General features: G+C 63.4%; 25 protein-coding genes. 17 read left to right on the forward strand and 8 right to left on the reverse strand.

The window, feature by feature from the left end; all coding sequences use genetic code 11:
* The first annotated feature begins 50 nt into the window (after positions 1-50).
* The 3 genes from AC3A5O_RS04115 to AC3A5O_RS04125 are packed head-to-tail and all read left to right on the forward strand — an operon-like array spanning position 51 to position 2994.
* Positions 51-1193 carry an ABC transporter ATP-binding protein gene (locus AC3A5O_RS04115; protein ID WP_122567462.1) on the forward strand — a complete coding sequence of 381 codons (1143 nt, stop codon included), beginning with the start codon at positions 51-53 and terminating at the stop codon, positions 1191-1193.
* Complete coding sequence (locus AC3A5O_RS04120) at positions 1190-2110, forward strand: ABC transporter permease subunit (protein WP_122567461.1); 921 nt, start codon at positions 1190-1192, stop codon at positions 2108-2110. The genes AC3A5O_RS04115 and AC3A5O_RS04120 overlap by 4 nt, the downstream gene beginning before the upstream one ends.
* Complete coding sequence (locus AC3A5O_RS04125; RefSeq protein ID WP_122567460.1) at positions 2107-2994, forward strand: ABC transporter permease subunit; 888 nt, start codon at positions 2107-2109, stop codon at positions 2992-2994. The genes AC3A5O_RS04120 and AC3A5O_RS04125 overlap by 4 nt, the downstream gene beginning before the upstream one ends.
* A gap of 338 nt (positions 2995-3332) precedes the next feature.
* Here the strand turns inward: AC3A5O_RS04125 and AC3A5O_RS04130 are convergent, their stop codons facing one another.
* The 4 genes from AC3A5O_RS04130 to AC3A5O_RS04145 form a co-directional block, all read right to left on the reverse strand.
* Complete coding sequence (locus AC3A5O_RS04130) at positions 3333-3674, reverse strand: carboxymuconolactone decarboxylase family protein (RefSeq protein WP_014340738.1); 342 nt, start codon at positions 3672-3674, stop codon at positions 3333-3335.
* A 105-nt stretch (positions 3675-3779) separates the two neighbouring features.
* Positions 3780-6185 carry a penicillin acylase family protein gene (locus tag AC3A5O_RS04135; protein ID WP_305491301.1) on the reverse strand — a complete coding sequence of 802 codons (2406 nt, stop codon included), beginning with the start codon at positions 6183-6185 and terminating at the stop codon, positions 3780-3782.
* Between the two features lie 360 nt (positions 6186-6545).
* Entirely contained in the window at positions 6546-8681 is a 2136-nt protein-coding gene (locus AC3A5O_RS04140) for a type III effector (RefSeq protein ID WP_487752866.1), read from the reverse strand.
* A 9-nt stretch (positions 8682-8690) separates the two neighbouring features.
* Positions 8691-9182: a CesT family type III secretion system chaperone gene (locus AC3A5O_RS04145; protein ID WP_487752867.1), complete on the reverse strand. Its 492-nt coding sequence runs from the start codon at positions 9180-9182 to the stop codon at positions 8691-8693.
* 187 nt (positions 9183-9369) lie between these two features.
* Here AC3A5O_RS04145 and AC3A5O_RS04150 point away from each other — a divergent pair, with 187 nt between their 5' ends.
* Positions 9370-10494, forward strand: a complete 1125-nt coding sequence (locus tag AC3A5O_RS04150) for a transglycosylase SLT domain-containing protein (RefSeq protein WP_487752868.1) — start codon at positions 9370-9372, stop codon at positions 10492-10494.
* A 114-nt stretch (positions 10495-10608) separates the two neighbouring features.
* Here AC3A5O_RS04150 and AC3A5O_RS04155 read toward each other — a convergent pair whose 3' ends face one another.
* The gene (locus tag AC3A5O_RS04155; protein ID WP_122567454.1) at positions 10609-11766 is read right to left on the reverse strand and encodes a serine hydrolase domain-containing protein; all 1158 of its coding nucleotides are present in this window, start codon (positions 11764-11766) and stop codon (positions 10609-10611) included.
* 144 nt (positions 11767-11910) lie between these two features.
* On the opposite strand from AC3A5O_RS04155, the gene AC3A5O_RS04160 reads away from it, so the two are divergent.
* A complete protein-coding gene (locus tag AC3A5O_RS04160; protein WP_487752869.1) occupies positions 11911-13125 on the forward strand; it encodes a cytochrome P450 family protein in 1215 nt (404 codons plus the stop codon).
* A 316-nt stretch (positions 13126-13441) separates the two neighbouring features.
* Here AC3A5O_RS04160 and AC3A5O_RS04165 read toward each other — a convergent pair whose 3' ends face one another.
* Positions 13442-14038 carry an N-acetyltransferase family protein gene (locus tag AC3A5O_RS04165; RefSeq protein WP_487752870.1) on the reverse strand — a complete coding sequence of 199 codons (597 nt, stop codon included), beginning with the start codon at positions 14036-14038 and terminating at the stop codon, positions 13442-13444.
* Complete coding sequence (locus AC3A5O_RS04170; RefSeq protein ID WP_122567451.1) at positions 14035-14586, reverse strand: RNA polymerase sigma factor; 552 nt, start codon at positions 14584-14586, stop codon at positions 14035-14037. The genes AC3A5O_RS04165 and AC3A5O_RS04170 overlap by 4 nt, the downstream gene beginning before the upstream one ends.
* Positions 14587-14896: 310 nt before the next feature.
* On the opposite strand from AC3A5O_RS04170, the gene AC3A5O_RS04175 reads away from it, so the two are divergent.
* From AC3A5O_RS04175 to AC3A5O_RS04230, 12 genes are all read left to right on the forward strand, one after another.
* Positions 14897-16024, forward strand: a complete 1128-nt coding sequence (locus AC3A5O_RS04175) for a TyeA family type III secretion system gatekeeper subunit (RefSeq protein WP_122567450.1) — start codon at positions 14897-14899, stop codon at positions 16022-16024.
* Complete coding sequence (gene sctV / locus AC3A5O_RS04180) at positions 16021-18108, forward strand: type III secretion system export apparatus subunit SctV (RefSeq protein WP_487752871.1); 2088 nt, start codon at positions 16021-16023, stop codon at positions 18106-18108. The genes AC3A5O_RS04175 and sctV overlap by 4 nt, the downstream gene beginning before the upstream one ends.
* Positions 18109-18264: 156 nt before the next feature.
* Positions 18265-19158, forward strand: coding sequence for an FHA domain-containing protein (locus AC3A5O_RS04185; RefSeq protein WP_122567448.1), 894 nt, complete (start codon positions 18265-18267; stop codon positions 19156-19158).
* Positions 19158-20516 (forward strand): FliI/YscN family ATPase, encoded by a 1359-nt coding sequence (locus tag AC3A5O_RS04190; protein ID WP_487752872.1) that lies wholly within the window; start codon positions 19158-19160, stop codon positions 20514-20516. The genes AC3A5O_RS04185 and AC3A5O_RS04190 overlap by 1 nt, the downstream gene beginning before the upstream one ends.
* Positions 20503-20922, forward strand: a complete 420-nt coding sequence (locus tag AC3A5O_RS04195) for a YscO family type III secretion system apparatus protein (protein ID WP_122567446.1) — start codon at positions 20503-20505, stop codon at positions 20920-20922. Before AC3A5O_RS04190 ends, AC3A5O_RS04195 begins: the two co-directional genes overlap by 14 nt.
* On the forward strand, positions 20915-21484 hold the full coding sequence (locus AC3A5O_RS04200) for a type III secretion protein (protein ID WP_240998489.1): 570 nt from the start codon (positions 20915-20917) through the stop codon (positions 21482-21484). Before AC3A5O_RS04195 ends, AC3A5O_RS04200 begins: the two co-directional genes overlap by 8 nt.
* Positions 21481-22578 (forward strand): type III secretion system cytoplasmic ring protein SctQ, encoded by a 1098-nt coding sequence (gene sctQ, locus AC3A5O_RS04205; RefSeq protein ID WP_122567445.1) that lies wholly within the window; start codon positions 21481-21483, stop codon positions 22576-22578. Before AC3A5O_RS04200 ends, sctQ begins: the two co-directional genes overlap by 4 nt.
* Positions 22575-23228: a type III secretion system export apparatus subunit SctR gene (gene sctR / locus AC3A5O_RS04210; protein ID WP_116833691.1), complete on the forward strand. Its 654-nt coding sequence runs from the start codon at positions 22575-22577 to the stop codon at positions 23226-23228. Before sctQ ends, sctR begins: the two co-directional genes overlap by 4 nt.
* Positions 23229-23237: 9 nt before the next feature.
* Entirely contained in the window at positions 23238-23492 is a 255-nt protein-coding gene (gene sctS / locus AC3A5O_RS04215; protein ID WP_003206603.1) for a type III secretion system export apparatus subunit SctS, read from the forward strand.
* Positions 23492-24289 carry a type III secretion system export apparatus subunit SctT gene (gene sctT / locus AC3A5O_RS04220; protein ID WP_109752489.1) on the forward strand — a complete coding sequence of 266 codons (798 nt, stop codon included), beginning with the start codon at positions 23492-23494 and terminating at the stop codon, positions 24287-24289. The genes sctS and sctT overlap by 1 nt, the downstream gene beginning before the upstream one ends.
* Positions 24290-24304: 15 nt before the next feature.
* A complete protein-coding gene (sctU, locus tag AC3A5O_RS04225) occupies positions 24305-25405 on the forward strand; it encodes a type III secretion system export apparatus subunit SctU (protein ID WP_122567444.1) in 1101 nt (366 codons plus the stop codon).
* Positions 25406-25519: 114 nt separating this feature from the next.
* Positions 25520-26038: a type III effector gene (locus AC3A5O_RS04230; protein WP_205929636.1), complete on the forward strand. Its 519-nt coding sequence runs from the start codon at positions 25520-25522 to the stop codon at positions 26036-26038.
* Between the two features lie 157 nt (positions 26039-26195).
* Here AC3A5O_RS04230 and AC3A5O_RS04235 read toward each other — a convergent pair whose 3' ends face one another.
* A complete protein-coding gene (locus AC3A5O_RS04235; RefSeq protein ID WP_122567443.1) occupies positions 26196-26645 on the reverse strand; it encodes a type III secretion system chaperone in 450 nt (149 codons plus the stop codon).
* Between the last annotated feature and the right edge of the window lie 52 nt (positions 26646-26697).

The following is a 26697-nucleotide window of genomic DNA, read 5'->3' on the forward strand; positions in this document are numbered from 1 at the left end:
CCTTGTTCGTCCGCGTGGGGCGAACTGCAAATTTTGTGGGAGTTTCGTAAATGGCAGTTGCCTCCGGCGCCTATAAGAAAGCCCTCGAGGGCGACCAGACACCCAAACAGGTGCTGGTCAAAATCGACCGGGTCACGAAGAAGTTCGACGAGACGATTGCCGTGGACGATGTGTCCCTGGAAATCAAGAAAGGCGAGATCTTCGCCTTGCTCGGCGGTTCGGGATCGGGCAAATCCACCTTGCTGCGCATGCTGGCCGGTTTCGAGCGGCCCACCGAGGGACGGATTTTCCTCGACGGTGTGGACATCACCGACATGCCGCCCTATGAGCGGCCGATCAACATGATGTTCCAGTCCTACGCCTTGTTCCCGCACATGACCGTGGCGCAGAACATCGCCTTCGGCCTGCAACAGGACAAGATCCCGAAGGCCGAGATCGATGCCCGCGTGGCGGAGATGCTCAAACTGGTGCAGATGAGCCAGTACGCCAAGCGCAAGCCGCACCAGCTCTCCGGCGGCCAGCGCCAGCGTGTGGCCCTGGCCCGTTCCCTGGCCAAGCGGCCGAAGCTGTTGCTGCTCGACGAGCCGATGGGCGCGCTGGACAAGAAGCTGCGCTCGCAGATGCAGCTGGAGTTGGTGGAGATCATCGAGCGGGTCGGCGTGACCTGCGTCATGGTGACTCACGACCAGGAAGAGGCCATGACCATGGCCGAACGCATCGCGATCATGCACCTGGGCTGGATCGCCCAGATCGGCAGCCCAATCGACATCTACGAAACCCCGACCAGCCGGCTGGTCTGCGAGTTCATCGGCAACGTCAACATCTTCGAGACCGAAGTGGTGGATGACGCCGAAGGCCACGCGGTGCTGACGTGCAAGGACCTGGACCGCAACATCTACGTTGGCCACGGCATCAGCACCTCGGTGCAGGACAAGTCCGTGACCTACGCCATTCGCCCGGAAAAACTGTTGGTTACGTCCGAGCAGCCGACCTGCGAGCACAACTGGTCCAGCGGCAAGGTCCATGACATCGCCTACCTGGGCGGCCACTCGGTGTTCTACGTCGAGCTGCCGAGCGGCAAGTTGGTGCAATCCTTCGTCGCCAACGCCGAACGCCGTGGCCAGCGTCCGACCTGGGGCGACCAGGTATTCGTCTGGTGGGAAGACGACAGCGGCGTGGTACTTCGCTCATGAACATGCGCAAATTCAAACGCCGACTTGATCGAATAACGCCCGGTGGCCGCCAACTGGTCATCGGGGTGCCTTTCATCTGGCTGTTCCTGTTCTTCATGCTGCCGTTCTTCATCGTCTTGAAGATCAGCTTCGCCGAAGCCGACGTGGCCATCCCGCCGTACACCGAGATCTACAGCTACGTCGACCAGAAGCTGCAGGTGCTGCTCAACCTCGCCAACTACGCGATGCTGAGCGAGGACGAGTTGTACATCGCTGCCTACCTTGGCTCGCTGAAGATGGCCCTGATCAGCACGGCCTTGTGCCTGTTGATCGGCTACCCGATGGCCTATGGCATCGCCAACGCCCGCAAAGAGATGCAGACGGTGCTGGTACTGCTGATCATGATGCCCACCTGGACCGCGATCCTGATCCGCGTCTATGCGTGGATGGGCATCCTCAGCAACAACGGCTTGCTCAACGGCTTTTTGTTGAGCATGGGCTGGATCAGCGAACCGCTGCAGATCCTCAACACCAACCTGGCGGTGTATATCGGGGTCGTCTACTCCTATCTGCCGTTCATGATCCTGCCGTTGTACGCCAACTTGGTAAAACATGACGCCAGCCTGTTGGAAGCCGCGTCGGACCTGGGTTCGAGCACCTTCAACAGCTTCTGGAAAATCACCGTGCCGCTGTCCAAGAACGGCATCATCGCCGGCTGCATGCTCGTGTTCATCCCCGTGGTGGGCGAGTTCGTGATCCCGGAACTGCTGGGTGGCCCGGAAACCCTGATGATCGGCAAAGTGCTGTGGCAGGAATTCTTCAATAACCGAGACTGGCCGGTGGCTTCCGCCCTGGCGGTGGTGATGCTGGCGATCCTGATCGTGCCCATCATCCTGTTCAACCGCAGTCAGGCCAAAGAAATGGAGGGCAAGGAATGAAGCGCTTCAGTTTTTCAAGCCTGATGCTGGTGCTGGGTTTGCTGTTTATCTACGCGCCGATGCTGATCCTGGTGATCTACTCGTTCAACGCCTCGAAGCTGGTGACGGTGTGGGGCGGTTGGTCGATCAAGTGGTACGTCGGCCTGCTGGACAACAGCCAGTTGATGGGCTCGGTGATGCGCTCGCTGGAAATCGCCTGCTACACGGCGATTGCCGCGGTGGCCCTGGGTACGCTGGCGGCTTTCGTGTTGACCCGCATCACCCACTTCAAGGGCCGCACGCTGTTCGGTGGCTTGGTCACCGCGCCGCTGGTGATGCCGGAAGTGATCACCGGTCTGTCGCTGTTGCTGCTGTTCGTGGCCATGGCGCAGATGATCGGCTGGCCCCAGGAGCGTGGCATCGTCACGATCTGGATCGCCCACACTACGTTCTGCGCGGCCTATGTGGCGGTGGTGGTCTCGGCACGCTTGCGTGAGTTGGACCTGTCCATCGAAGAGGCGGCCATGGACCTCGGTGCGCGGCCGTGGAAGGTGTTCTTCCTGATCACCATCCCGATGATCGCGCCGTCGCTGGCGGCGGGGGGCATGATGTCGTTCGCCTTGTCCCTGGATGACCTGGTGCTGGCGAGCTTCGTTTCCGGCCCTGGCTCGACGACCTTGCCGATGGAAGTGTTCTCGGCCGTGCGCCTGGGGGTCAAACCGGAAATCAACGCCGTGGCGAGCCTGATCCTGCTGGCGGTGTCGCTGGTGACCTTCCTGGTCTGGTATTTCAGCCGCCGCGCCGAAGAAAATCGCAAGCGCGCGATCCAGCAAGCCATCGAAGAAAGCGCCGCCGACTCCTGGAAACAACCGCAAGTCCGCCGGGCCGAGACCGCACCGGTCTAACCCGACACTGGCGCCAAATGTGGGAGCGGGCTTGCTCGCGAAGACGGAAGTACATTCAACATTCATGTTGGCTGATACACCGCTTTCGCGAGCAAGCCCGCTCCCACAGGTTTTTTGGGGCGGCTGCAAATCCGCGGTCGAACGCAGATCCCATTGTGGGAGCGAGCTTGCTCGCGATAGCGGTGTGTCAGTCGACGAAGAGGTTGAAGGTCAGTCCGCCATCGCGAGCAAGCTCGCTCCCACAGGTTTTTTGGGGCGCCTGCAAATCCGCGGTCGAACGCAGATCCCATTGTGGGAGCGAGCTTGCTCGCGATAGCGGTGGGCGGGTTATTCGCCGCTCACTTCTTCAACGCGTCATGGGCCTCCAAGGCTCGCAGGGAGTAGATGTACGCCGCGCCGGCATTCAGTGACACGGCGGTGGCCAGGGTGGCGGCGATTTCTTCGCGGGTGGCGCCGGCCTTGATGGCGGCGTCGGTGTGTACGCCGATGCAGCCGTCACAGCGGGTGGTGATGGCGACGGCGATGGAGATCAGTTCGCGGGTCTTGGCATCGAGCACATTGTTCTCAGCCGCGGCTTCGTCCAGGGCCATGTAGGCCTTGACCATCTTCGGATTGCTTTTGCCCAGGGCGCCAAAGGCGCTCTTGATGGTGGGCAGCAGCTCGGACCAGTTATTGAACATAGCATTGACTCCTGTGGAAGAGGCGGGGGGAATGAGCCCCTGTAGTCTTGACCATCCATGACGATCAAGCCCGGTTAACGATGGAAAAAGACCTGCGCGTCCGATTCAGGGCGCCCTAGCCGGCAACAGCTTCAAGGTGCCATGGGTATTGGCCGTCACTTCCTCCTCGGCCAGGTGCGCCTGGTGATACAGCCCCTCGATGTACGCCTCGGCCTGATCCTCGTAATGCTTGTCGAACGGTACGCCGCTCTGGCCGACGGGGTTGATGGTGACGCTGTGGCTCGGGTCGGCGAAGTCGATGATGCGCCGGGTCGAAGGCCCATAGGTCACCGGCCACGGCGCCGGGCCGATTTTGGCGGAGAGGTTGTTGGGCACTTCATGGGTGCCCGGCGCGGCGAACGGGCCGACGTTGAAGATCCGGTCCAGTGGTTTCTGCAGCCCCAGCGGGTGGCCGTGGGTCAAGGTGTGGGCCTTGCCCCATCGCCATTGCGTGGCGTCTTCGCCGAGGGTGGCCTTCAGGTGGGCGAGGCTCTTGTCCCAGGCCTTTTTCACGGTATCGGCACGGGTTTCCGTGCCGAGGGTCGTGCGGTCATCCCACCATGGTGAATCCTCGGAGGCCGCGAGGCGTGGCAGGGCTGCGTCGATCACCCGGGTCGACAGAGCGGTCTCGAAGAACCCATCGCCCAGTTCATCGTGCAGGGCGGCGTCGGCCAGGTTGAACAGGAACTGGTTGAACAGCGTGGCGCTGATGGAGTCCAGGGGATAATCGCCCGGCCATTGGGCCAGTTGCTCCACCCATTTGCGTTGCTGTGGGTCGCTGACCACTTCACGCAGCACCGGCAGTAAAGGCGCGAGCAGGCGAGGGCCGTAGGCGGTGGTGGTGCCCAGTTGCAGTTTCTGGGTAGCTTCCAGGTCCCACTTCGCCTGCTTGTCGCTGAGCTGACGGTTGAGTTGCTGGCCACGGTCGGCGAGGTTGTAGTAACCGGGAATCTCGATGCCGCTGGCCGGCACCGGCTGGAAATTGGCCGAAATGATGTAGCCCCGCGCCGGATTCTCTTCCTGGGGATTGCTACTGAACGGATAGAAGCCTTCCTTTTCCGCCTCCGGGCTACTGCCATCGAGGATGAACCCGGGCTTCACGCCGACTGGACGTTTGGGCAATTGCGCCGCGGCCCACCAGCCGATATCGCCCTTGGCGTTGGCCCACACCACGTTCAATCCGGGGGCGTGGATATTGGCCGAGGCGCCACGCGCCTTGGCCAGGGTATCGGCGCGGTTGAGCTGGTAAAAGGCGTCGAGGATCGGGTTGCGACTTTCCAGGAACCCCCACCACATGGCGACCGGGGTCTTGCCGGCGTTCGCACCGAGGGCATCGTTGACGATCGGACCGTGGGGCGACTGGCGCAGCACCAGCGTCACCGGTGCCTGGCCCTTGACCGCGATCTGCTGCTCGCTGCGAGCCATGTCGACCCATTTGTCGCGGTACCAGACCTGCTCGGGATTGTCCGGGTTGACCTTCTCGGCGATCAGGTCCAGGTCGTCGTTCTGGAACATGGTGACGCTCCAGCCGAAATCCTTGTTCATGCCCAGCGTCGCAAAGGGCAGCAGCGCCTGGTACTGCCCGTAGAGTTCGAAACCCGGAGCCGACAGATGCGCCTCGTACCACACCGACGGCGCGGAAAAGCGGATGTGCGGATCGCCCGCCAGCAACGGCTTGCCGCTGCGGGTACGGCTGCCGGCAACCGCCCAGGCGTTGCTGCCCTCGAATTGCGGCAGACCGTTTTCGGCCAGGGCTTGCTCGCTCAGGCGGGCCAGGGCGTTGAGGTCTTTCCAGTCGGCGGCGGCCAATGGCAAGCCAGTCTTGCGACCTTCGTCCAGCACGCCCTGGGGCTGCCAGTCGAGGTCAAAGATGTTCAGGTACTCGGCACCCAGTTGATCGCGCACGTAGGTCAACAGGGGTTCGGTGCGAAAGGCGGCGGCAAAGCTGTAGGCCATGTAGCCGGTGATGCTCACGGTGTCTTCAGCAGTGAAGGGACGCTTGGGAATGCCCAGCACATCGAACTCCACGGGCCGGGTGTGGCTGTCCTGGTAGGCATTGATCCCGTCCAGGTACGCTTGCATGGCGATCCAGGCCGGGGATTGCGGATCTTGCTCGGTCACATAGGCCGCGGCGCGCTCGCGGATGCGCAGGCTGCGCATCAGCTTGTCGGTGTCCAGCAGCTTTGGCCCCAGTACCTCGGCCAACTCGCCCCGGGCCAGACGGCGCATGAGCTCCATTTGAAACAGCCGGTCCTGGGCATGGACATAACCGAGGGCGCGGTACAGGTCGGTTTCGTTTTCGGCGCGGATATGCGGCACACCGCGTTCGTCGTAGCGCACTGTCACCGAGCCCTGCAGCCCTTGCAACTGCATCGTGCCCTGGCGGGTGGGCTGCTTGCTGTAGAGGTAGCCGCCCGCGACGATGATCGCGGTGACGATCAATGACAGGAAGGCGATGAGGGTGCGTTTCATGGTGAGTCCTTATTCTGGTGACAGCGGTTCCATGGCCTCGCTGTTGATTCCCTGTTTAGCATACGGCTGCTTCCCGGCGCATCGTCCGTCGGAGGGATTTTCTCCAAGTCGCCTCGCGGGCGGGAGTATAGGCGGTGGAAAGTCTCGGGCAGCGACCGGGTTTTGGAGGCCGGCGCCGCGAGTCGGGAGGCTATCGTCGATCGGCGCGGCAATCACGTCGGCCGTCGTCGAAGCGCAAAGGGATGTGAGTCGGCGTGTGTCGCGAGGGCCGGCCACAGGAGGCTCCTGCGACCGGCGTAGCTAGAAGGGCGGTTTCAACCGGTGATCGTCAAGCCAGCGAAGGATGGCTCGGCGAGTTCATCAGCTTGGCCGGGTGGTGGGTGTTGGTTCGTTGGACGGCCCGCCCTGGGGCCGTGCTTCGCCGCGTTCCGCCAGCTCCAGATTGTTGTCCGGGAGCGCGTTCTTGGATCGCGTGGTGAGGTTTTGGACCTTGTTGGCGCCCAGGTTGAGACCCGCGATAGCGGTTTGGGGAACGATCTGGGTAAAGCCGCGAGCCACGTGGTAGGTGTTCTCCAGATTGCGCCGCAAGCCTTCCGGCTGGGTATGAGGGAGGGTGTCGCGGTTGGGATGCAGGACGTTCTGCAATGGCACGTTTGCACGCTGGGCGAGGTTGTCCTCCTTGTCTTCATTCATCGCCTTGTTTTCCAACGGGGCTGCCACGCTGTTGGCAAAGAACGGGAACAGGGTCAGGCCGGAGTTGTAGAACGTCGCGACCACCTGCTCGAGTTTTTTCTGCACCGGGGCGTCGTCGCCCGCCTCGGACGCGCCGCCCACTGCGGTTCGCAGGGCGATCCCTTCGCCGACGCTGACGAACCGGTTGGAGAGGTCGCTGAGGTTGGTCATGCTGATAGGGTTGAGTTTGTCCTTCGCCTCGGAAAAGGCCTTGGGCAACAGTTCGCCCCAGTTCCGGTTTTCTTTTGTGACCCGATAGGTGGGAATCTGCTCGTCACCATGGGTCTGCGCATATTTCGCCACGGCCTGGCCGCCCGCCATGAAGGTGCCGCCCACCGCCGAAGCGAGGCTGCGGGCGGCGATACCCGAGGCGTTTACCGAGCTGAACTGATCCAACGTGTCGCGCACCGCGTGAGCGGCCCCGAAGGCAAGGTAGCCGGTGAAGTCACCGCTCATGGTGCCAAAGTTGTTGGCGTTCTGTTTCAGTTTGAACTCGTCGCGCTTTTGCGCCTGGGAAGCGTCGAGTGTCGCGAATTGCGGGTTGGCGACCCGACGCCCGTTCACGGTGATCTCCTGCAAGGGCTTGGGGTACACCGCCAACGGGTCGACTTTGGCCAGGCCCTTGCCGATGGTCTTGTCGACCACCACCTGGACAAACGGGCGAATGCCGTCGCTGATCACCTTGTGCGCCGTACCAAGGACGGCTGAGGTCGCGGCGACATGTTTGCCATAGGCCGTATCCGCCATCGCTTCATCGATCGCCGCGGTGCTTGCGCCGAAGTGGCCGGCGGACGCAACGCCCTGGGGAATTCCCGCGTCGACGAAGACCGCCAGGCCAGTGACGAAGCCGGTCTGGGTCTTGAGTTCGGCGACATGGTCCTGGCGCGCGATGTTCTTCAAGGCGGTGTCCAGCCCATCGTTTGCCTTCGTCGCCTTATCGAGCTTGCTCGGGGTGGCTGGCTTGGCCTCATCCTTTTTCAGCAACTCACCGAGCTCCGTGCGCACTTCCTGCAGTTGGATCAATTGATCCCGCGCGCTGTCCTGCTCGGCCTTGGGCAGGGCCTCGTTGCTGGCGGCCTCTTGCGCGTGGGCGATACGGCTGTCCAGGAACGTGCTCAGGCGTGTGGGCATTTCCTCGGTCATGGCCTTCACCACACCCTTGGCGTAGCCCCGGAAGGCGGCATGGCTGCGCTCCAGGTGCGCAAGGTCCTCATGCCCCTGGGAGTTGTCGATGACTTCCTGGCATAACGAATGATAGGCCCCGAGGGTGTTGCCCACGCGCTCGCAATGGGCATCCCAGACGGCTTTGAAACCGCCGCTGGCGTCCCGTGCTTCTTCGCTGCTGTTCAGGTATTTGTCGAGGGCGGTGGTGAAGTCTTCGGTTTCCTTGCGGCCCGACAGCATCGGGTGCGTCTTGCCGCCCAGCTCGGCCAGATGCTGGTGCATGTCCTGATAACTCGTTCCAGGCGCGTAGCTCAGTGCCTTGCCTTCCAGGGTCATATGTGCCCGGGCAAAGCCGATGGGATCTGCTTCAGGGTCCTTTTTGTCCAGCCTGCCGATCATCCCCTCCAGGCGGGTCTTTTTGCTGGCGAAGGCCTGCTGCGTCGAATCGGTGGAACTGCCGGTGAAATGGTAGGGCACCAAAGGGGTCGTGGAGGGACGAACCTGCTCGGCAAGGTTGCCTCCCACCGGTCTGATTTCATCGTCCTGCTGTTGGCGCAATGCCGCGAGGCCTTGGTTCTGGCTTACGGATAAATCTGCCATGGTTTTCTCCTAGAGCGACAAGGCGCTGTTGAGTCCTGAATTACGCTTGATGGGGTTTGGCGCCTGGGCAGGCTTGGCGTCGCGACCCGTGTCGGGGCCGTCGAAGAAGTAGCCATCGCGCCAAATCAGCGCCATGTCGGCAGCCCCACCCATCAGCCCGAGCAGGCGTTCGGCCGTGAGGGTTTCCAGGGGGACGTGGCCGATCAGGATCACCTGTTCGCTGTCGCGGTTGTAAGACAGGGACGGGCAGAACGCCCCGCTCAGCAGGTACAGGTTGGTTTCCAGCAGCCGTTGCAGGACCGCTTCGCGATTCGCCACGGGCAACGGCCCGAAGCTGCAGTAGATGAAGACATCTCCCTCGCCCACGCCAGGGGTGTGCTTCAGGGAAAAGTCCACATCCTTGACCGACAGGTTCGCCTGTTCGTAGAACGCTGACGGGGTGGGAATCATCGTGAGTGCGCAGAGCTGATCGATCAGCTTGCAATAGGTGGGTGACGCCATGAGTGACCTCGCATTGTCATCCAGGCGCCGACGAGCGCCTGCTGCCCATGGTGAGTGACACCCGCGGCATTTCGGTTCCAACCGAGCGCCGTTGCCGCCCAATGCCAGCGCGCAGGATGATCTGCGTGGAACCAGTGTCCTGTGATCTGCCACCCAATGGCGCCACCTCATTCAAGGTCGACCGCCCATGTCCCGATCACTTGCACCTTCGCCGGCTCTTCGCTTCGTCCCCAAAGGGTTGTCCATGCTGGCCATGGGGACCTTGCTGTATGGCTGCCAGCACCTCGAACCGCAGTTGACCATTGGCGATCCTTCCGCCAACGAGCCTTATCGTTCGCAACTGCGCTGGCTGGAGCCGGCGCCTACGGACACCATCATCCAGATCAGTGAGTTGGCCCCGCAAAGCGGCGGTAGCCTGTGGGCGCGCATGCGCCAGGGATTTTCCTTGCAGGCCAAGACCCAGGGTGTGGCGCGCGTCGATGAGCAGCGCCGCTGGCTGATGGCGCGTCCGGCGTTTCTCACCCAGACCGGGCGTGCCGGCAGCCGTTACTTGCACTTCATCGTGGGGGAACTGAACAAGCGCAACATGCCGCTGGAACTGGCACTGTTGCCGGCCATCGAGAGCGGGTTCAATCCGAACGCCCAATCGCCCGCCCAGGCCATGGGCCTGTGGCAATTCATCCCCGCCACGGGACGCCGTTACCAGTTGCAGCAGCGAGGCGACTATGACGAGCGCCGGGACATTCCATCGTCGACGCGGGCCGCCCTGGATTATTTGTCCTATCTGCACGATTACTTCGACGGCGACTGGCTGCTGGCGCTGGCCGCCTATAACGCCGGGGAAGGGCGGGTACGCGACGCAATCACGCGCAATCGCGCCCGCGGCCTGGCGACCAATTATTGGAACCTGTCGTTGCCCGGTGAGACCCAGAACTATGTGCCGCGGCTGCTGGCGCTGTCGCAACTGGTGAATGCGCCCGCGGACTATGGCGTGAGCCTGGCGCCCATCGTCGACCAGCCATATTTCCAGATGGTCGCCTTGGCGCAGCCCGTGGACCTGGCGCACCTGGCGCTGTTGTCCGGTGTTCATGAGCGAGAGTTGCGCATGCTCAACCCCGCCGCGCGTGGCCGGGCCCGGGGGCGCTTGCTGATGCCCTTGGAAGCCTCACGCAGGTTACTGGCCCAACCGGACATGATCGCCAAGGCGGCGCTGCCCCGCGTGGCCGGTAGTGAAGAGCCCATGGTTGGCGTACCCGATACCGGCGCGGCCGAGCCGCAGGTGGCGGAGGTGGCCGCGCCACCAGGAGTTTGAGCCGATCGTCACCTTCCAGAAGCGGAACGCGGAGCGTCCCTGGCGACATTCCCACGCGGGAGCGTGGGAACGATCGATCCGCGCCAGCCGGCTACTAATTCTTCCATCCGGGGTCTACAGGCAGCCCATCGCGACATTGGCCAAGCCGCGTGCGCGCGGGTCCATCAAGACGTAGGAGCCAATGGTGTTGCAGGCGAAGCCGAACGCCACCCCGCGTTCAGGGTCGGCAAACCCGATAGTGCCTCCGGCGCCCATGTGGCCGAACGCCTCGCTGCCCATGCCGTAACTGCCGTTCGCCACGTCTGGCTGGTTGAGCATGATGCCCAGGCCAAAACGCGTTGGGGTCTGGATGGTCGGATCGTATTCGGCGCTGTGCTCGCACAACATTTCGTTGAGCAACGGCGACTCCAGTAATCGCCCGTCGAGCAGGCCGGTGTAGAACGCTGCCAGGCTGCGGGCATTGCCGTGTCCGTTGGCTGCGGGTTGGGTCATGCGTTTCCAGCCGGTTTCGTTACTGCGCCCCAGTACCATCGGCGGATTGGCGAAGGCCAGGGCACTCATGGCGGTCGGCGCGTTGAGCACATCGTTCAGCACCCGGCCAAAGGCTTCATCGTCGATCTCGTCCTTGGTGCGCGCCATGTAAGCGCAGCGAGCGATGGTCGCATCGTCCAGGCCGATGTGGAAATCCAGCCCGAGCGGCACCGCCACGCGCCGATGAATGCTTTGCGCCGGCGTCAGACCATCCACCCGGCGTAGCAGCTCGCCGAGGATCCAGCCGAACAGTAAGGGCGAATACGTCTGCTGTTCCCCTGCCGCGGCCCAGGGATGCTCCTCGGCGATCAGGTCCGTCATGGTGTTCCAGTCGTAGAGGGTTTCCGGTGCCAGGGGCGTGCGCAACGCCGGCAGCCCGGCGCGATGGCAAAGCACCTGGCGCACTGTGATCGACGCTTTACCGGCGTTGGCGAAGGCCGGCCAGTAGTGGCAGACCGGCGCGTCCAGGTCCAGGCGTCCTTCGCCGACCAGTTGCATGATCGCCACCGCTGTGAAGGGCTTGGTGCAGGAAAACAGATTGAGCAGCGTGTCGCGCTGCCAATGGCTGTCCGGTTCCGGCCCGGCAATGCCGGCCCACAGGTCGATAACGGTTTCGCCGTCAATCTGGATGCAAAGGGCGGCACCGCGTTCGAAAGGGCTCTGCATCAGTCGGATAAACGCCTCTTTGACCGGTTCGAAGCGGGTGTCGCATTGGCCATGGATAGCAAGTGCACGCGTCATGTCAGCTCCACGCAAGGGTTGGTGTTTTTCCTTGAGTGACGCCAGCTGTGCAAACGGTTCACCGACGGGTCCAGATCCCACAGGGATCTTTTTGGCCAGCCTTGCCACTCAAGGAGCAACGATTCATGCCCCTGGAGAGTGTTCATGGCTTACGAGCGTACCCTTGATTTCAATAGCGACGCGTTTCGCGGCGAGGCCTATCGGCATTATGCGGCGCTGCGCCAGACGTCTCCGGTGTTCCTCAGCCAGGCCGAAGGACAGTTGCCGATGTGGTACGTCACCGGTGCCCGGGAAGTCGAGGAGGTGCTGCTGGACAACGAGCGCTTCGCCCGTGACCCGTCGCGGATCGATGCGCAGTTCGCCGCGATGCTCGGTGGCGAGCAATCGATCGCGTTCCTTAACGAACACATGCTCAACCGTGATGGCGACAGTCATCGCCGCTTGCGTCGCCTGGTCAACAAGGCCTTCACGTTGAAGGCGGTGAACGCTCTGCGGCCGCGTATCGAGCAGATCGCCGAGACGTTGCTGGAGCCCGTGCGGTCGAGCGGGCGAATGGACGTGGTGAGCCAATATGCATTCCCGTTATCGATCACCGTCATCGCCGAATTGCTTGGCGTCCCTGCGCAAGACCGTGACGATTTCCGCCGCTGGTCCCACATGATCGTCCAGCAGGTGGGGCACGACCTGAGCGAGTTGCAGCGTTGCTACAACGAATTCGCCGGCTACATGCTTGCATTGATAGACCAGCGTCGGGCGCAGCCGGGCGACGACCTGGTTTCGGCATTGGTGCAGGTCGAGGAAGAGGGCAGCATGCTCAGCCAAAGTGAGCTGTGCAGCATGATCGCCTTGTTGATCATCGCCGGGCACGAAACGTCGGCGTCGATGATCGGCAATTCCGTGCACATGCTCGTGCAGCACCCGAGGGCGCTGGCGCGGTTGCGTGACGACCCGGCATTGATGCCCGGCGCGGTCGAAGAGCTTCTGCGCTATGACTCGTCGGTGGAGCGGGCCATGGTCCGCTTCGTCACCCGGGACACCGAGCTGGCCGGGCAGCGTTTGCTGCGCGGGCAACTGCTGATTGCGGTGGTGGGTTCGGCCAATCGTGACGAAGCGCTGTGTGCCAATCCTGACACGCTCGACATCACTCGCCCGGCCTGCCCGCACATGTCTTTCGGCAAGGGCACTCACTACTGCCTGGGCGCCTCCCTGGCCCGGCAGGAGTTGGAAATTGCATTGAATACGCTTCTTCGGTGTTGCCCTGGGCTGCGATTGACGGTCGATCCCAGCGCCGTACGCTGGCGTTACGTCCCCAACTTCCGGGGGCCGGAGGCGTTGCCGGTGTGCTGGTCGGTGGACTGAGGCGGTTGCTGCCGGGAGAAGCCCAGGTGACGGTGCATGCGGTTTACTTGGGAGGGCGTATGAATGTGTGGCGAGGGGATTTATCCCCGTTGGGCTGCGAAGCGGCCCTGAAGCCTGCCGCCGTGGCGTGCCTGGCTGGTCGCAGTCAACCTTTTCGGGGCTGCTGCGCAGCCCAGCGGGGATAAATCCCCTCGCCACAATGGATCGAATAAACCCTGGGGGAGTAGCGTTGTTTGTGACTGTGCAGAAAATGGCACAGGCCTCTGCCTGATAAAAAAAACGGCTCGTCCGACGTCAAGCCGGACGAGCCGTGGACTCACGCCAGGCTGGTCTCCTCGGTTTGCGCCGGCGCTGAAAGGGGGGTGGGTGCCGTGTCGCTTGGCGTCAGGTGCAGTCCATAGAGCACGACATCCGCACGCGTGTCCGCGAACCGGGCAATCCCTGGAAAGCGTCCCCATTGCGTTGCGCCAAGTCCTTGTACGCCGCGTTTGCTGGCCTCGTTATGCTCGATGATCCAGGCCACCAGCGTCTCGAAACCATACCGTTTGGCCAACACCACCGCGGCTTGGCCAAGGCGAATGCCGACGCCGCTGCCGATGTGGTCGTTGCGCACGTAGATCGACACTTCGCCGGTCAATCGACAGGCCTGGGCGCCCCAGCAGAAGCGGTTGACGATCAACCAGGCGACGACTTCGCCAGCGCGTTCAAGCACGTAGATCGGATCGCCCTCCTTGACGAAACAGTCGACGAAGAACGTCATTTCCTTCAGGGAAAACGCTCTGAGTACGGGGGAGCTGGTCCCCCCCAGAGCGCTTTCGTTGAAGATATCTGTCATCACCGGCAAGTCGTCGGGGGTGTAGCGACGCACGCCGCGTGGCAGGTCGGGCCGGCTGTTCAAACGATTCTGGGTCATGGTCGGGCTTCTCCGTAGACGCTTCGCTTGAGTTGTTCACGCGCGCGAAACAACCTTGAGCGCACGGTGCCAATGGGTACGCCCAGCCGTTCGGCAGCATCGCGATAACTGCTTTCAGTGTCCACGGCGGTCCACAGGGTATCGCGCATGTCCTTGGGCAGTGCGTCCATGGCGATCAGCGTGCGGTCCAGCAATCGACGGTTATCGCACAGTTCACTCAAGTCAATGTCGTCACTGGACTCGTTGAACTCGCTTTCATCGAAAGTGCTCAGCGGCGGCTGTGCGTAGAAGCGGCGGAAATGGTTGCGGATCAGGTTCAGGGCGATACCGCACAACCAAGTGTCCTGCTTTGCCAGCCCTTTGAACTTCTGCTGGTTACGCCAGGCTTCCAGGTACGTGAGCTGGATGATGTCGTCGGCATCGTCTTGGTTGAGTACGCGTTTTTGCACAAACAGACGCAGTTTGCGTTCCTCGCCGAAGCAGATGCCTGGCGCACCCGTGGGTGCCGGGGAGGTTTGCGGGGGGGCCATGAGATTCAGGCTGGTCATCAATAAATCCCTCTGAGTAGGTTCCGTAGCGTCGATGCAAATGTCGACGTTTCCCCTGTCAGCAGGACCTGTGCCAAGCCAAATTTGTTAGTTATCTATTTGATAAATAAGTCTTTTTATCTAGTGCTTTTGCTCTATTTGTGCAAGGGCATGCACAGCCGTCCCGAGCCCCACTGCATGAAATTGCACCGAGCGAACGCTTGGTCGGGAAGCCCTCTCGAACCGGTCAGAAAAGGCCACGGCCGCCGATGGAACCGAATGCCGGATCGCCGCCACCCACTGAGCGTCCGAAACCACGCTCACGGCCATCATGAAAGTAGAAGCCCCGACCAATGCGCGTATTGCCGTCAACCTTGCCCAGGCCGCTTCGGCCGTCGTGGGCATGGGCAAGCCTGTCGAATCGTTCCAGGCCGTGCAGTCCAATTCGATGGAGGAGGTCGGCATGACCTTCAGCCATCACGTGGAGCGCAATACCAAGGCACTGAGCCAGCGGCGCATCCGCAATGCCCGCAGCGAGGTGGGCCAGGTGCGGGTCGAGACGCGCGAGCAGTTGGAGGAGTGGTACGACCAACTCGGCCATCCAGGCAAGCAGAGCCTGGGCGCGATGGCCGCCCAGGCGGGTCTGTTGTTGCGTGGCGAGCCGGTGCTTGAGGAGGTGGTGCAGTCCACCGGTGGAGACCCGGCCCGTACCGACCTGATCCTGCAACAAACATTGCGCGATGCCGAGGTGCAAGGGCGTCTTGTCGAAGCCCAGCGTGCTCGCGACTACCTGCAGTTATTGCGCGAGCGTTATGGCGCGCAGATCCAGGCGGGCATGAACATCGCCGAGGCATTGCGCGCTGCGGGCGGCGATCCCGAACTGCGCCAGGCGGTACGGCGGCTCTACTACGACACCGTGGTGCTCAAGCAGTCATTGCCCACCATGATGCAGGCATTGCTTGGCCTGTTCGGCGAGGCGGCGTTCGTGCCGGGGCTGGATATGATGCGCCGGGCACTGGCTGACGACATCGCCGCACACACGCCTTCACGCCCTACCGCCCTGTTGCGCACGTTGTTGATCGGCCTGGCGGCCTCGACGCAACTGGGCAGTGTCCTGCATAGCTGCCGCCGTTTGCTGGAGCAGTTGGCCTACAGTTGCCCGGCCAGCCAGCTCACCGCCGTGTTGCTGCTCCAGCGCATGCTGGGGTTTGTCAGCAGTGGCCTGTCGGCGGCGGAAGTACGGCGCATCGGCCGTGAACTGGGGGGCGACCAGGAGCGGGACCAACTGGTCTCCCTGAACGGCCTGTATCCCTTGCTCAAGCGTTTGCCGCTACCCCTCTGGCGTGATGGCAAAAGCCGACAGACCGCGTTGAAGAATCTGTTGGTGCTGCTCGATGAGCGTTCCCGTGGCGAGCCCCGAAGCCAGACCGCTGTTCCGGTGATTGGAGCGCGCTCATGATCGCCCTGTTGAACAAAGTCGCCAATGAAGCGGTGCGGCGCATCGAGGTGGTCGGGGCGTTCGTGGTGCTGGGCATTGTGTTCATGCTGATCCTGCCTTTGCCGACCTCGGTGGTCGATGCGCTGATCGCGATCAACATCTGTATTTCCTGCCTGCTGATCGTGCTCTCGCTGTACCTGCCACGCCCGCTGGCGTTTTCCTCGTTTCCGGCGGTGCTGCTGTTGACCACGCTGTTCCGGCTGGCGTTGTCGGTGGCCACCACCCGGTTGATCCTGCTCCAGGGCGACGCCGGTCATATCGTCCAGGCGTTCGGGAATTTCGTGGTGGGGGGCAACCTGGCGGTCGGGTTGGTCATTTTCCTCATTCTGACGGTGGTCAACTTCCTGGTGATCACCAAGGGCTCGGAGCGGGTCGCCGAAGTGGCGGCGCGTTTTACCCTGGATGCGCTGCCGGGCAAACAAATGTCCATCGACAGCGACCTGCGCGCGAACCTGATCGACGTCAGCGAAGCCCGGCGGCGACGCGAGGAATTGAACAAGGAAAGCCAGCTGTTCGGTGCGATGGACGGGGCGATGAAGTTCGTCAAGGGCGATGCCATCGCGGGCTTGGTGATCGTCGTGATCAACCTCATCGGCGGCTTTTCGATCGGCATGATGCAGCACGACATGAGCGCGTCCGAATCGATGCATTTGTATGCCGTGTTGACCATCGGTGACGGCCTGATCGCGCAGATTCCGGCACTGCTGATTTCCCTCACCGCCGGCATGATCATCACCCGGGTTTCGCCGGAAGGGCAGCCGGCAGGTAGTAGCGTCGGCAAGGAAATCGCCCAGCAGTTGACCGCCGAGCCCAAGGCCTGGGTGATCGCGTCGGTGGGAATGCTCGGCTTTGCGGCCTTGCCCGGTATGCCGACGTTGGTGTTCATTGTCATCGCCTTGATCACCGGCACCGCGGGCATCCTCCAGCTGTACACGCGCGCCCGGCAGGCCCGTCAGGGCGACCAGCCAGCGGATGTCGTCGCCCCGGCACAGAACGGCGCGGAAGACCTGCGCAGCTTCGACCCGACCCGTGCCTATCTTTTGCAGTTTTCCAAAGCCATGGAAGGCAACGCGGCGGCCGAGGACGTCATCCAGGCGATCCGCAAGAAACGTAATGCCCTGGTGGCCGGTTTTGGCCTGACCTTGCCACCCTTTGAGATCGAATACAGCGCGCTGTTGGAGGACGACGAGTTCCGCTTCTGCGTGCACGAGGTGCCGATGTTGCGGGCAACTTTCGGTGAGCGTGTTGCCGTGGCGCGCGGGCCGCTGCCGTTCGAAGCCCGTGACGGGCAGGTCGGCAGCGAGGTGCGTGACGAGCACCAGTGGCTATGGCTGACGCCTGACGATCCGCTGTTGGCGGACGAGCGCGTGGAGGCGGTGTCGGCCGGCGAATTGCTGGTGGAACGCATGAGCCGCGCCATGTTCGCCACGGGCCCGCAGTTCTTGGGCCTTCAGGAGAGCAAGTCGATTCTCAGTTGGCTCGAAGCGGGCCAGCCAGAGCTGGTGCAGGAGCTGCAGAGAACCATGCCATTGGCCCGTTTCGCCGCCGTGCTCCAGCGCCTGGCCGGCGAAGGTGTCCCGCTGCGCGCGGTGCGTCTGATCGCCGAGTCCCTGATCGAACATGGGCAGCACGAGCGTGACGTCGGTGCGCTGACCGACTACGCACGCATTGCCCTGAAGTCGCAGATCTATCACCAGTACCGCGATGAAGACGGCCTGCACGTGTGGCTGTTGACGCCGGAAACCGAAGGCCTGTTGCGCGACGCGCTGCGCCAGACCCAGACGGAAACTTTTTTTGCCCTGGAAAGCCTGCATACCCGCGCCTTGGTGATGCAGTTGCGCGAAGGCTTCCCGTTGCGCGCCAGGCGCGTGGCCGTGCTGCTGGTGGCGCAAGACCTGCGGGCACCGCTGCGCGATTTGTTGCGCGACGAATTCAATCACGTGCCCGTGCTCGCCTTCAGCGAGTTGCACAGCAACGCCCAGGTCATCGTGCTGGGACGTTTTGACGTCGAGCAGGAAAAACTACAGGTGGAGGATGCCGCGTGACGGTCGGCCTTGGCGCACCGGCAGCGCAGCCACTAGGTAACGATGCAAATCCAGGTGCGGTCGATGGCCTGGCTATGACAGAGGACGGGTACCGCCGGTGCCCCGTCGTACAACCGGAGCGTGGGCGAACGTCTGTCGCCCCTTGAGGAATTGGCCATGTTCGAACTGCGTGTCTTGAGTGGTCTGCACCGAGGTGCGGCGTTGCCGCTGGTGGGCGAGCAATGGGTGGTCGGGGCGGCGGAGGATGCCGACCTGGCGCTTTACGATCCGGGCATCTGCGGGCGTCACGTAGGCCTGCGGCAGGTGCAGGGCCAATGGCTGCTGGAGCTGCTGGAGGGTGCGGTTTGTGATGGACAGGGCCAACCTTGGACGCCGGCCGAGCCCTTGCAGAGCAATGCCCCGTTTGCCGTGGCAGGCGTCTGGCTGTGTCTGGCCCCGGCCGATCAGCCCTGGCCCGAAGAGGCGGCGCTGGATGACGCTGCGCATCTGGCGACGGCGCGGGAAACCCCGAAACCCGTCGTGCGGCCATCGTGGCCCAAGCGCCTGGCAATCGCTGCGGCGGTGATCACCGTTGCGTCCAGCGCTTGGGCCTTTACCAGCCAGCCGGCGCAGACCGCGACGCGCAGCCCGGCCCAGCAGCTCAAGCACAACAAAGTGGCATTGGACAATGTCGAGGCGGTCCGCCTGGAACTCGATCGCATGTTGCAGGAACGTGATCTGGGCGCCGGCGTGCGGGTCGAGAACCAGGGCGACCAGTTGGTCCTGGTGGGCGAGCTGCCGCGCCCACGCCTGGCGATGGTCGAGCGGTTGATCGAGCGTTTCCACGATCGCTACGAGACACCAATCGGGATTACGGCCAACGTGAAGGAGCGACTGACGCAGTTGCCGTTCCAGATCGCCCAGATCGTGGGCGGCAAGCGTGGCCACGTGGTTACGGCCGATGGACGTCGGCTGTTCCTGGGCGACCAGATCGATGGCCTGCGCTTGACCGCCATCGACAGCGGCAAAGTCACCTTCGAGGGTGACCAACGCTACGAGGTCACGTGGTGATGACGCAGGCGGCCATCGTGCGACTGGAGGCCTGGGAGGCCGGGCAACTGGCGCACCTGCGTCGCTTCGCGCCGGTCATGGTGCGCGGACGGGTGCAGCGGGTCAGCGGCATCCTGTTGCAGTGCCGGCTGCCGGGGGCGCAGATCGGCGACCTCTGCCGGGTCGAGCGCGACGCCCGCGAACCGCTGCTCGCCGAGATCGTCGGCTTCGACCAGCACGATGCCTTGCTCAGCGCCTTGGGCGGCCTGGAGGGTGTCCGGGTCGGTGCGGCGGTGGAGCCGCTGGGCATGCCCCATCGGGTGTGCGTGGGGCCGCAGTTGCTGGGCCAGGTGTTGGATGGCTTCGGCCGGCCACTGGTGGATGGCGGCGCGGGAGCGTTCGCCGATTCGCACGTGCTGCACGCGTCGCAGGTGATTGGCGAGGCCCCGGCACCTACCGCGCGCCCGCGTATCCAACGGCCCTTGATGACCGGCGTACGGGCCATCGACGGCCCGCTGACACTCGGCGAAGGCCAGCGTGTGGGGCTGTTCGCCGGCGCCGGTTGTGGCAAGACCACGCTGCTGGCGGAAATTGCCCGGAACGTTGACTGCGATGTCATCGTCTTCGGCCTGATCGGCGAGCGTGGGCGCGAACTGCGCGAATTCCTCGACCATGAGCTGGATGATGAACTGCGTGCCCGTGCGGTCCTGGTGTGCGCCACCTCCGACCGCTCCAGCATGGAACGGGCCCGTGCGGCGTTTACCGCGACGGCCTTGGCCGAGGGCTTTCGTGCCCGGGGCCAGCGGGTCCTGCTGCTCATCGATTCGCTGACCCGCTTCGCCCGGGCCCAACGTGAAATCGGTCTGGCCGCCGGCGAGCCGTTGGGGCGCGGCGGCCTGCCACCGTCGGTCTACAGCTTGCTGCCGCGCCTGGTCGAGCGCGCCGGGTTGACCAACGAGGGCGCCATCACCGCGTTTTATACGGTGCTCATCGAGCAGGATTCCATGAACGATCCGGTGGCGGATGAAGTGCGGTCGCTGCTCGACGGTCACATCGTGCTGTCGCGCAAGCTCGCCGAGCGCGGCCACTACCCGGCAATCGACGTGCTGGCCAGCCTCTCGCGAACCTTGGCCAACGTGGCCGAGGCAGAGCACCTGCGGGCGGGCATCAATGTGCGTCGATTGCTGTCGGCCTATGAACAAATCGAACTGATGTTGCGCTTGGGCGAATACCAGGCCGGCGCCGACCCCTTGACCGACCTGGCGGTGGAGTCCCGTGGGGCCCTGGACGCCTTCCTGCGCCAGGACCTGCGTGAGCCGGAGCCGTTTGCGTCGACGCTCGCCCATCTGCAGCAGTTGACCGCTTATGTCCCGGGTTGATCTGGACACCCTGGCGCCGATTCGCCGCCACCGTGAAGCGCAGGCCGAGCGGGCGTGGCGCCAGCAGCGCGAGCTTCTGCGCGAGCGCGAAGCCGCGGTTGTCGCCGCGCGGGCGCGCATGCAGGCGACCAGCGAGGAGCAGGCGCTGCAGCGCGAAGCGTTGTACGGCGAGCACCGTGGCCGGGCGCTGAGCGTGTGCGAACTCAATGCCTGGAGTACCCAGGAGCGTCGTTTGATCGGCGAGCTGGCCGAGCAAGCGCGGGCGTTGCAGGCACTGGACGATGAGCAGGCGCAGCAGGCAAAGGACACGGCCGCCGCCCAGCAGCGGCTACAAGGGCGCCGACGTGATCTGGAAAAGCTCAGCGCAATGATGGAGCACTGGGTGGAGACCCCAAGCGATGAATGAACGTACCGTGCGCGGTGGGCCGACACCGCACAGCAACCCCTCGGCAGCGCCCGTCCGGCATCCGCCTCGGGCGTATGAGCAACCGCCCGCCCAGGTGAGCCGGGCCATCCGTCCGGCGGCGCGCGACTCTGCTCCTGCAACCGGGCGCGACCCCGACGTGATGGCAGGGCGCAGTGACGGCTACTGGTTTCGCCAGTGGGCCGATGCGCCACGGGGCGGCACGCAGGATGACACCGCAGGCACTGGTTCGCTGGCGGGCCTGGTGAATCTTTCGAGCAGCGAAGTGGAGGCGTTTGTCGACCAGCTCACGCCACGCTTGCGCGCCACGCTCGACCAGCAACTGGACCTGCTGCTGCACCTTCCCAATCTGGGCCGCATCAAGGTGTCCGCCCGCCGGCTGGGCGGGGCGTCCGGGTGGGACATCGGCCTGACCGGCGAAAGTGCAGACGCACAGGCGCGGTTATCGAGTCGATCCGGCCGTCTCGAAGAAGCGCTGACCCAGAGCCTGGGCCAACCAGTGAGCGTGCGCGTAGCGCAGGAAGAAGAGGCAAGCGCGACATGACCGTCCATGCATTGACGCTGCCGCCGGTTGGTATCGAGGACGCCACTGCCCGGCGGCTATTGGGGATCGGTGTCAGCTTGCCCTTCGAGGTGGCGGGTGAGACGGGCCTGCTGGAACTGACCCCGGGTGGCGCGGCTGGGGGGGCGCCGTGTGTGTTGGCGTGTGCCCATGGTGTCTTCACGCTGGATGAGCCCGGCGCCGTACTCAGCCTGTTCGGTGAATGTCCGGTGGTCTTGCCCGCCGACCCCGGACCGGATGACGCGTGGTTCTGGTCGCTGTTCCAGCAAACCCTGAGCGAGCCCCTGCGCCTGGCATTCGGCTTTCTCAAGCCAACGGCCGAGCCTGCCGTGCCGGGCATTGTCTGCCGGCTCGACGTGAGGGTGGGCGCGGCCCGCGTCACGAGTCATCTGCAAATGCCCGGGACGACCCTGCTGGGGCTGCTTCGCGCCGCCCCTTGGCAGCGGCGAAGCGCGCCCGGGTTCGCGGGTTTTGCGCTGCATGTTCCGTTGGAACTGGGACGCCTGGCACTGCCTGCCGGGCAGTTGGCGACGCTGCGCCCCGGTGATGTGCTGGTGCCGGAAACCGCCTTGTTCGACTCATCCGGCCAAGGGCTGATTCGCCTGGGCCGGCATTGTTTGCAGGTGCGGGTACACAGCCGTGCCGCGCCGTTGCGCCTGACCTTGCTCGCTCTGGAGGAGACCGTTATGAGCACCACTGCCGACACCGACATCCTGACACCGGACTGGGACGATACCGCCCGCTACGAACCTGAGGCCCAAGCCCCCGAGGCGGCCGATCAGCCAGCCTATGGCGTCGCTGAAACCGAGGAGGCGCCGATGACGGAGCCGGTTGCTGCCGATCTGCCCGAGCGCTTCGACGACCTGCCGCTGGCGCTTACGATCCGCTGCGGTCATTTGAACCTGACATTGGGCGAGCTGCGCAACCTGGCGCCTGGCGCGGTGTTGCAAGTGCAGGGTGCGACACCGGGAACAGCGGCGCTGTTCTATGGCGAACGAGCCCTGGCCCATGGCGAGCTGGTCGAGGTCGATGGCCGGCTGGGCCTGCAAATCGCTCGCGTGGATGTGGCTGGATGAGCTTCCAGGGGGTCGACCCCTTTCTGCTGGCGCTGTTCATCGGTGGGATCTCGTTGGTCCCCCTGCTGCTGATCATCTGCAGCGCCTTTCTCAAGATAGCCATCGTGCTGACGATCACCCGTAACGCCATCGGCGTACAGCAGGTGCCACCCAATATGGCGCTGTATGCCATTGCGCTGGCCGCGACGCTGTTCATCATGGCGCCGGTCGGTCACAACATCGCCGAAGAGCTGAAGGAGCGACCGTTGGATTTCAGCAGTACCGAGGCGCTGCAAGGTTCTGCTCTGAACGCGATAAAACCGTTGCAGGCGTTCATGTCGCGCAATACCAACCCGGACATCCTCGCCCACCTGCTGGAAAACACCCAGCGGATGTGGCCCAAGGAACGCGCCGAGCAGGCCAGTCGCGACGACCTGATGCTGCTCATCCCGGCCTTCATGCTGTCGGAGCTCGAGGCCGGCTTCCAGATGGGCTTCCTGATCTACATCCCGTTCATTGTCATCGACCTGATCGTGTCCAACCTGCTGCTGGCGCTGGGCATGCAGATGGTCGCGCCCATGACCATTTCATTGCCGCTCAAGCTGCTGATTTTTGTCCTCGTGCAGGGCTGGACGCAATTGCTCGACAGCCTCTTCTATTCCTATCTTTGAGGACGTGCGATGGACGCGCTGACGTTGTTTAAGGAAGGCATGTTGCTGGTGGTCCTGCTCTCCGCGCCGCCCTTGATCGTGGCGGTGATCGTCGGTGTGCTGACGTCCCTGGTGCAGGCCTTGATGCAGATCCAGGACCAGACCTTGCCCTTCGGCATCAAGCTGGTGGCGGTCGGGCTGACCTTGCTGGTCACCGGCCGTTGGATCGGCGTGGAATTGCTGGGACTGCTGCGCCGGGCATTCGAAATGATGGCCAACACCTGATGACGGCCCAGGCTTTCGTCCCGTACTTCGACTTGCTGCTGTCGATCGCGCTCGGCATGGCGCGCATCTACCCGGTCGCTTACCTGGTCCCGGTGTTTTGCTTCCAGCACCTGCGAGGCTTGCCGCGCCATGCCGTGGTGTTTGCCCTGGGCATGTTGCCGGCGCCCGGCATTCGCCAGGCGCTGATCGACGCCCAGGTCAATTGGTTGTCCCTGGCCGGGTTGATGTTCAAGGAACTGGTGCTGGGTTTCTTGCTCGGGGTGCTGCTGGCGATGCCGTTCTGGTTGTACGAATCGGTGGGCGCCTTGCTGGACAACCAGCGCGGCGCGCTCATCGGTGGTCAGTTGAACCCGGCGCTCGGCACCGACACCACGCCCTTGGGACACCTGTTCAAGGAGATGACGATCCTGCTGCTGGTCGCCACCCTGGGCATTGGTACGTTGACCCAGGTGATCTGGGACAGCTACCTGGTGTGGTCGCCCACCGTTTGGTTTCCATTGCCTGGCGCGGACGGCTTCGGCGTGTTTCTCGGGCTGCTCGCCGAAATGTTCATGCACATGATGCTCTACGCGGCACCCTTTATCGGCTTGCTGTTGCTGGTGGAGTTCAGCCTGGCGCTGCTCAGCCTGTATAGCCCGCAATTGCAGGTGTTCGTGCTCGCCATGCCGGCCAAGAGCCTGATCGGCCTGGGCTTCCTGCTGTTCTACTTGCCCACCCTGTGGGATGCGATGACGGGCCGTCTTGGCCGCTATGGCGAAATCCGGCATCTGCTTCACCTGTTGTTGCAGGCGCCCTGAAGGAGGGCTTCGCCCATGAGCGAAGACAGTGGTGAAAAGACCAAGCGGGCGACGCCCAAGAAGATTCGCGACGCGCGCAACAAAGGCCAGGTCGGCCAGAGCCAGGACTTGAGCAGCCTGCTGGTGCTCGCTGCGATCACTGAAGTGGCATTGACCCAGGCCGACGACAGCATGCAGGCGTTGGAAGACCTGGTGGCGTTCCCGCTGCACCGGCTGGATGTCGACTTTGTACGGGCCTTCGAGGAGACCTTGGCCCATGCCGGTGGCGTGCTGCTCAATTTCACCTTGATGACCGTGGGGCTGGCGATCGTCACGCGCCTGGTGGCCGGTTGGATACAGTTCGGCTTCCTGTTCGCTCCCGAAGCCCTGCAGCCTGACCCGAACCGCTTGAACCCGATGAACCAGGCCAAGCAGATGTTCTCCGGCCAGGCGCTGATCAACCTGTTCATGGGGCTGGTCAAGGCCGTGTTTATCGGCAGCGTGATTTATCTGGTGACCCTGCCGGCACTCGGCTCGTTGATCAGTCTGGTCAACGGCGACCTGCACAGTTACTGGCGCGGGTTGGCCAGCCTGTTTCGACACATCATGCACGTTTGCCTGGGCGTATTGCTGGTGCTGGCGATTCTCGACTTCGGCCTGCAGAAATATTTCTTCGCCAAGCGCCTGCGCATGAGCGAGGAGGAGGTGCGCAAGGAGTTCAAGGAAATGGAAGGCGACCCGCACGTAAAAATGCATCGCCGCAGCCTGGCCCGGCAATTGGTCGACCAGCCCGTCAGCAAAGAGACCAAGCCGGTGGAGGACGCCGACATGCTGGTGGTCAACCCCACCCACTTTGCCGTCGCGCTGCTGTATCGCCCCGAGGAAACGCCGCTGCCGCAACTGATCGTCAAAGGCGTCGATGCCGAGGCCCGGGCGCTGATCGAACGGGCCAAGGCGGCGCGGGTCCCGGTCATTCAGTGCATCTGGCTGGCACGAACGATCTACCGCGAAGACGTCGGTGGGTATATCCCCCGGGAAACGCTCCAGGCGGTTGCGCACATTTATCGGGTGCTGCGCGAACTGGATGACGAGGCCAAGGGCGAGGTGATCGAGATTCCGGAATTGAACCTGCGTTGAGGTCGATGGAACCGATGCACGCGCGCTCGCCACTCAGGTAGTGAGCCAGGCTCGTCTGGCCGATACCGGCCTGCCGACAGTGCTCACCACACACCGACTCGTGGAGGATTTCCCATGCCTGATCAACGTTCCCTGACGACCCCCATAAGGGGCACAGGTGCCCTGCACGGCATCGACAGCTTATCGCGCTCACCCTCACTGAACCAACGGCCCCGCGAGGCGCAGCAGCGCCAGGGCAGCCAAAGCCTGCACACACGGGGACGTTCCTCCTCGACGCCACCTCCGGTGCATCAGCGTGAGCGTGGCCGTACCCGAACGCGGGACGCCAACCATGCGGCGGCGCCGAATGAAGCTCAACCGCTGGATGACGCGCAAACGTCCAACGCCACTCCGGCATCGCGCACTCAGGACTCTTTCATGAGCGAGATGGAAACCCGTCAAAAGGAGGCGATGGAAAAGCAGTTCGGTCTACAGATGCAGATGGAAGAGCGCCAGAGCGCCCTGATGCTGATTAAAAGCTCTGCCGACATGGCCAAGTTGATGAGCGATACGGTGACCGAGGTGACCAAGGGCTTCATGGACAGCGCAAGGAAAGTCATGCAGGAGGGTGGAGAGGCGATGAAGCTTCGATAAACATCTCCAATGCTGACCATCTGGGGAAAATGATGAACCTGTGGCGAGGGAGCTTGCTCCCGCTTGAGTGCGAAGCACTCACAAAAAATGGTCTGCTACGCAGCCCAGCGGGAGCAACCTCTAGCCATGGGTTTATCGACTTTTGTTCTATGGCCATCTAGCCCAGTCGGGTACGGCTTGTGTTGAGCGAGGTCGGACGAGGTCCGCCCGGCGTCGCAGGCACCGCCAAGCGTGCACGAACCTCGCCGACCTGGGCGATGAAGCCCACGATCCAATGGCAGAACCGCGCTTCGTCGAGCATCGCCAGCGGGCAATGGGCGCACAGGCGAACGCTGCTCTTATCGTCCAGGGCCAGCCAGCTGCCACCGAGCAGATCCAAGCGAAAGTTGAGCTCCAGCAAGCGCTTGTGCAGGCCGGGGGCGTGGGCAGGTACATCGATCGAGCAATGAAGGATGGCGACGTCGCCGTGATCGGGCAGCTCGATGACCACGGCCTCGCGGTTGCTCGTGTCATACAGCGCACATACGCCACCTTCCAGCTGCAAGTCCGCATGCAGGTGTTGCGCGAGGGCCGAGATCAAGCGCTGGGCAAGCGGTGCGACAGTCATGGAAAACCTCCCTCATAAAGTTTCTGGATGAATCTCTGGCCACGGGTTCAGC

The sequence above is a fragment of the Pseudomonas sp. Soil_N_39 genome, assembly GCF_057655955.1.

Bases quoted from the DNA above. Each gene is read 5' to 3' on its own strand.
- AC3A5O_RS04115 (WP_122567462.1), top strand. From the start codon at position 51: ATGGCAGTTGCCTCCGGCGCCTATAAGAAAGCCCTCGAGGGCGACCAG.
- AC3A5O_RS04120 (WP_122567461.1), top strand. From the start codon at position 1,190: ATGAACATGCGCAAATTCAAACGCCGACTTGATCGAATAACGCCCGGT.
- AC3A5O_RS04125 (WP_122567460.1), top strand. From the start codon at position 2,107: ATGAAGCGCTTCAGTTTTTCAAGCCTGATGCTGGTGCTGGGTTTGCTG.
- AC3A5O_RS04130 (WP_014340738.1), bottom strand. From the start codon at position 3,674: ATGTTCAATAACTGGTCCGAGCTGCTGCCCACCATCAAGAGCGCCTTT.
- AC3A5O_RS04135 (WP_305491301.1), bottom strand. From the start codon at position 6,185: ATGAAACGCACCCTCATCGCCTTCCTGTCATTGATCGTCACCGCGATC.
- AC3A5O_RS04140 (WP_487752866.1), bottom strand. From the start codon at position 8,681: ATGGCAGATTTATCCGTAAGCCAGAACCAAGGCCTCGCGGCATTGCGC.
- AC3A5O_RS04145 (WP_487752867.1), bottom strand. From the start codon at position 9,182: ATGGCGTCACCCACCTATTGCAAGCTGATCGATCAGCTCTGCGCACTC.
- AC3A5O_RS04150 (WP_487752868.1), top strand. From the start codon at position 9,370: ATGTCCCGATCACTTGCACCTTCGCCGGCTCTTCGCTTCGTCCCCAAA.
- AC3A5O_RS04155 (WP_122567454.1), bottom strand. From the start codon at position 11,766: ATGACGCGTGCACTTGCTATCCATGGCCAATGCGACACCCGCTTCGAA.
- AC3A5O_RS04160 (WP_487752869.1), top strand. From the start codon at position 11,911: ATGGCTTACGAGCGTACCCTTGATTTCAATAGCGACGCGTTTCGCGGC.
- AC3A5O_RS04165 (WP_487752870.1), bottom strand. From the start codon at position 14,038: ATGACCCAGAATCGTTTGAACAGCCGGCCCGACCTGCCACGCGGCGTG.
- AC3A5O_RS04170 (WP_122567451.1), bottom strand. From the start codon at position 14,586: ATGACCAGCCTGAATCTCATGGCCCCCCCGCAAACCTCCCCGGCACCC.
- AC3A5O_RS04175 (WP_122567450.1), top strand. From the start codon at position 14,897: ATGAAAGTAGAAGCCCCGACCAATGCGCGTATTGCCGTCAACCTTGCC.
- sctV (WP_487752871.1), top strand. From the start codon at position 16,021: ATGATCGCCCTGTTGAACAAAGTCGCCAATGAAGCGGTGCGGCGCATC.
- AC3A5O_RS04185 (WP_122567448.1), top strand. From the start codon at position 18,265: ATGTTCGAACTGCGTGTCTTGAGTGGTCTGCACCGAGGTGCGGCGTTG.
- AC3A5O_RS04190 (WP_487752872.1), top strand. From the start codon at position 19,158: ATGACGCAGGCGGCCATCGTGCGACTGGAGGCCTGGGAGGCCGGGCAA.
- AC3A5O_RS04195 (WP_122567446.1), top strand. From the start codon at position 20,503: ATGTCCCGGGTTGATCTGGACACCCTGGCGCCGATTCGCCGCCACCGT.
- AC3A5O_RS04200 (WP_240998489.1), top strand. From the start codon at position 20,915: ATGAATGAACGTACCGTGCGCGGTGGGCCGACACCGCACAGCAACCCC.
- sctQ (WP_122567445.1), top strand. From the start codon at position 21,481: ATGACCGTCCATGCATTGACGCTGCCGCCGGTTGGTATCGAGGACGCC.
- sctR (WP_116833691.1), top strand. From the start codon at position 22,575: ATGAGCTTCCAGGGGGTCGACCCCTTTCTGCTGGCGCTGTTCATCGGT.
- sctS (WP_003206603.1), top strand. From the start codon at position 23,238: ATGGACGCGCTGACGTTGTTTAAGGAAGGCATGTTGCTGGTGGTCCTG.
- sctT (WP_109752489.1), top strand. From the start codon at position 23,492: ATGACGGCCCAGGCTTTCGTCCCGTACTTCGACTTGCTGCTGTCGATC.
- sctU (WP_122567444.1), top strand. From the start codon at position 24,305: ATGAGCGAAGACAGTGGTGAAAAGACCAAGCGGGCGACGCCCAAGAAG.
- AC3A5O_RS04230 (WP_205929636.1), top strand. From the start codon at position 25,520: ATGCCTGATCAACGTTCCCTGACGACCCCCATAAGGGGCACAGGTGCC.
- AC3A5O_RS04235 (WP_122567443.1), bottom strand. From the start codon at position 26,645: ATGACTGTCGCACCGCTTGCCCAGCGCTTGATCTCGGCCCTCGCGCAA.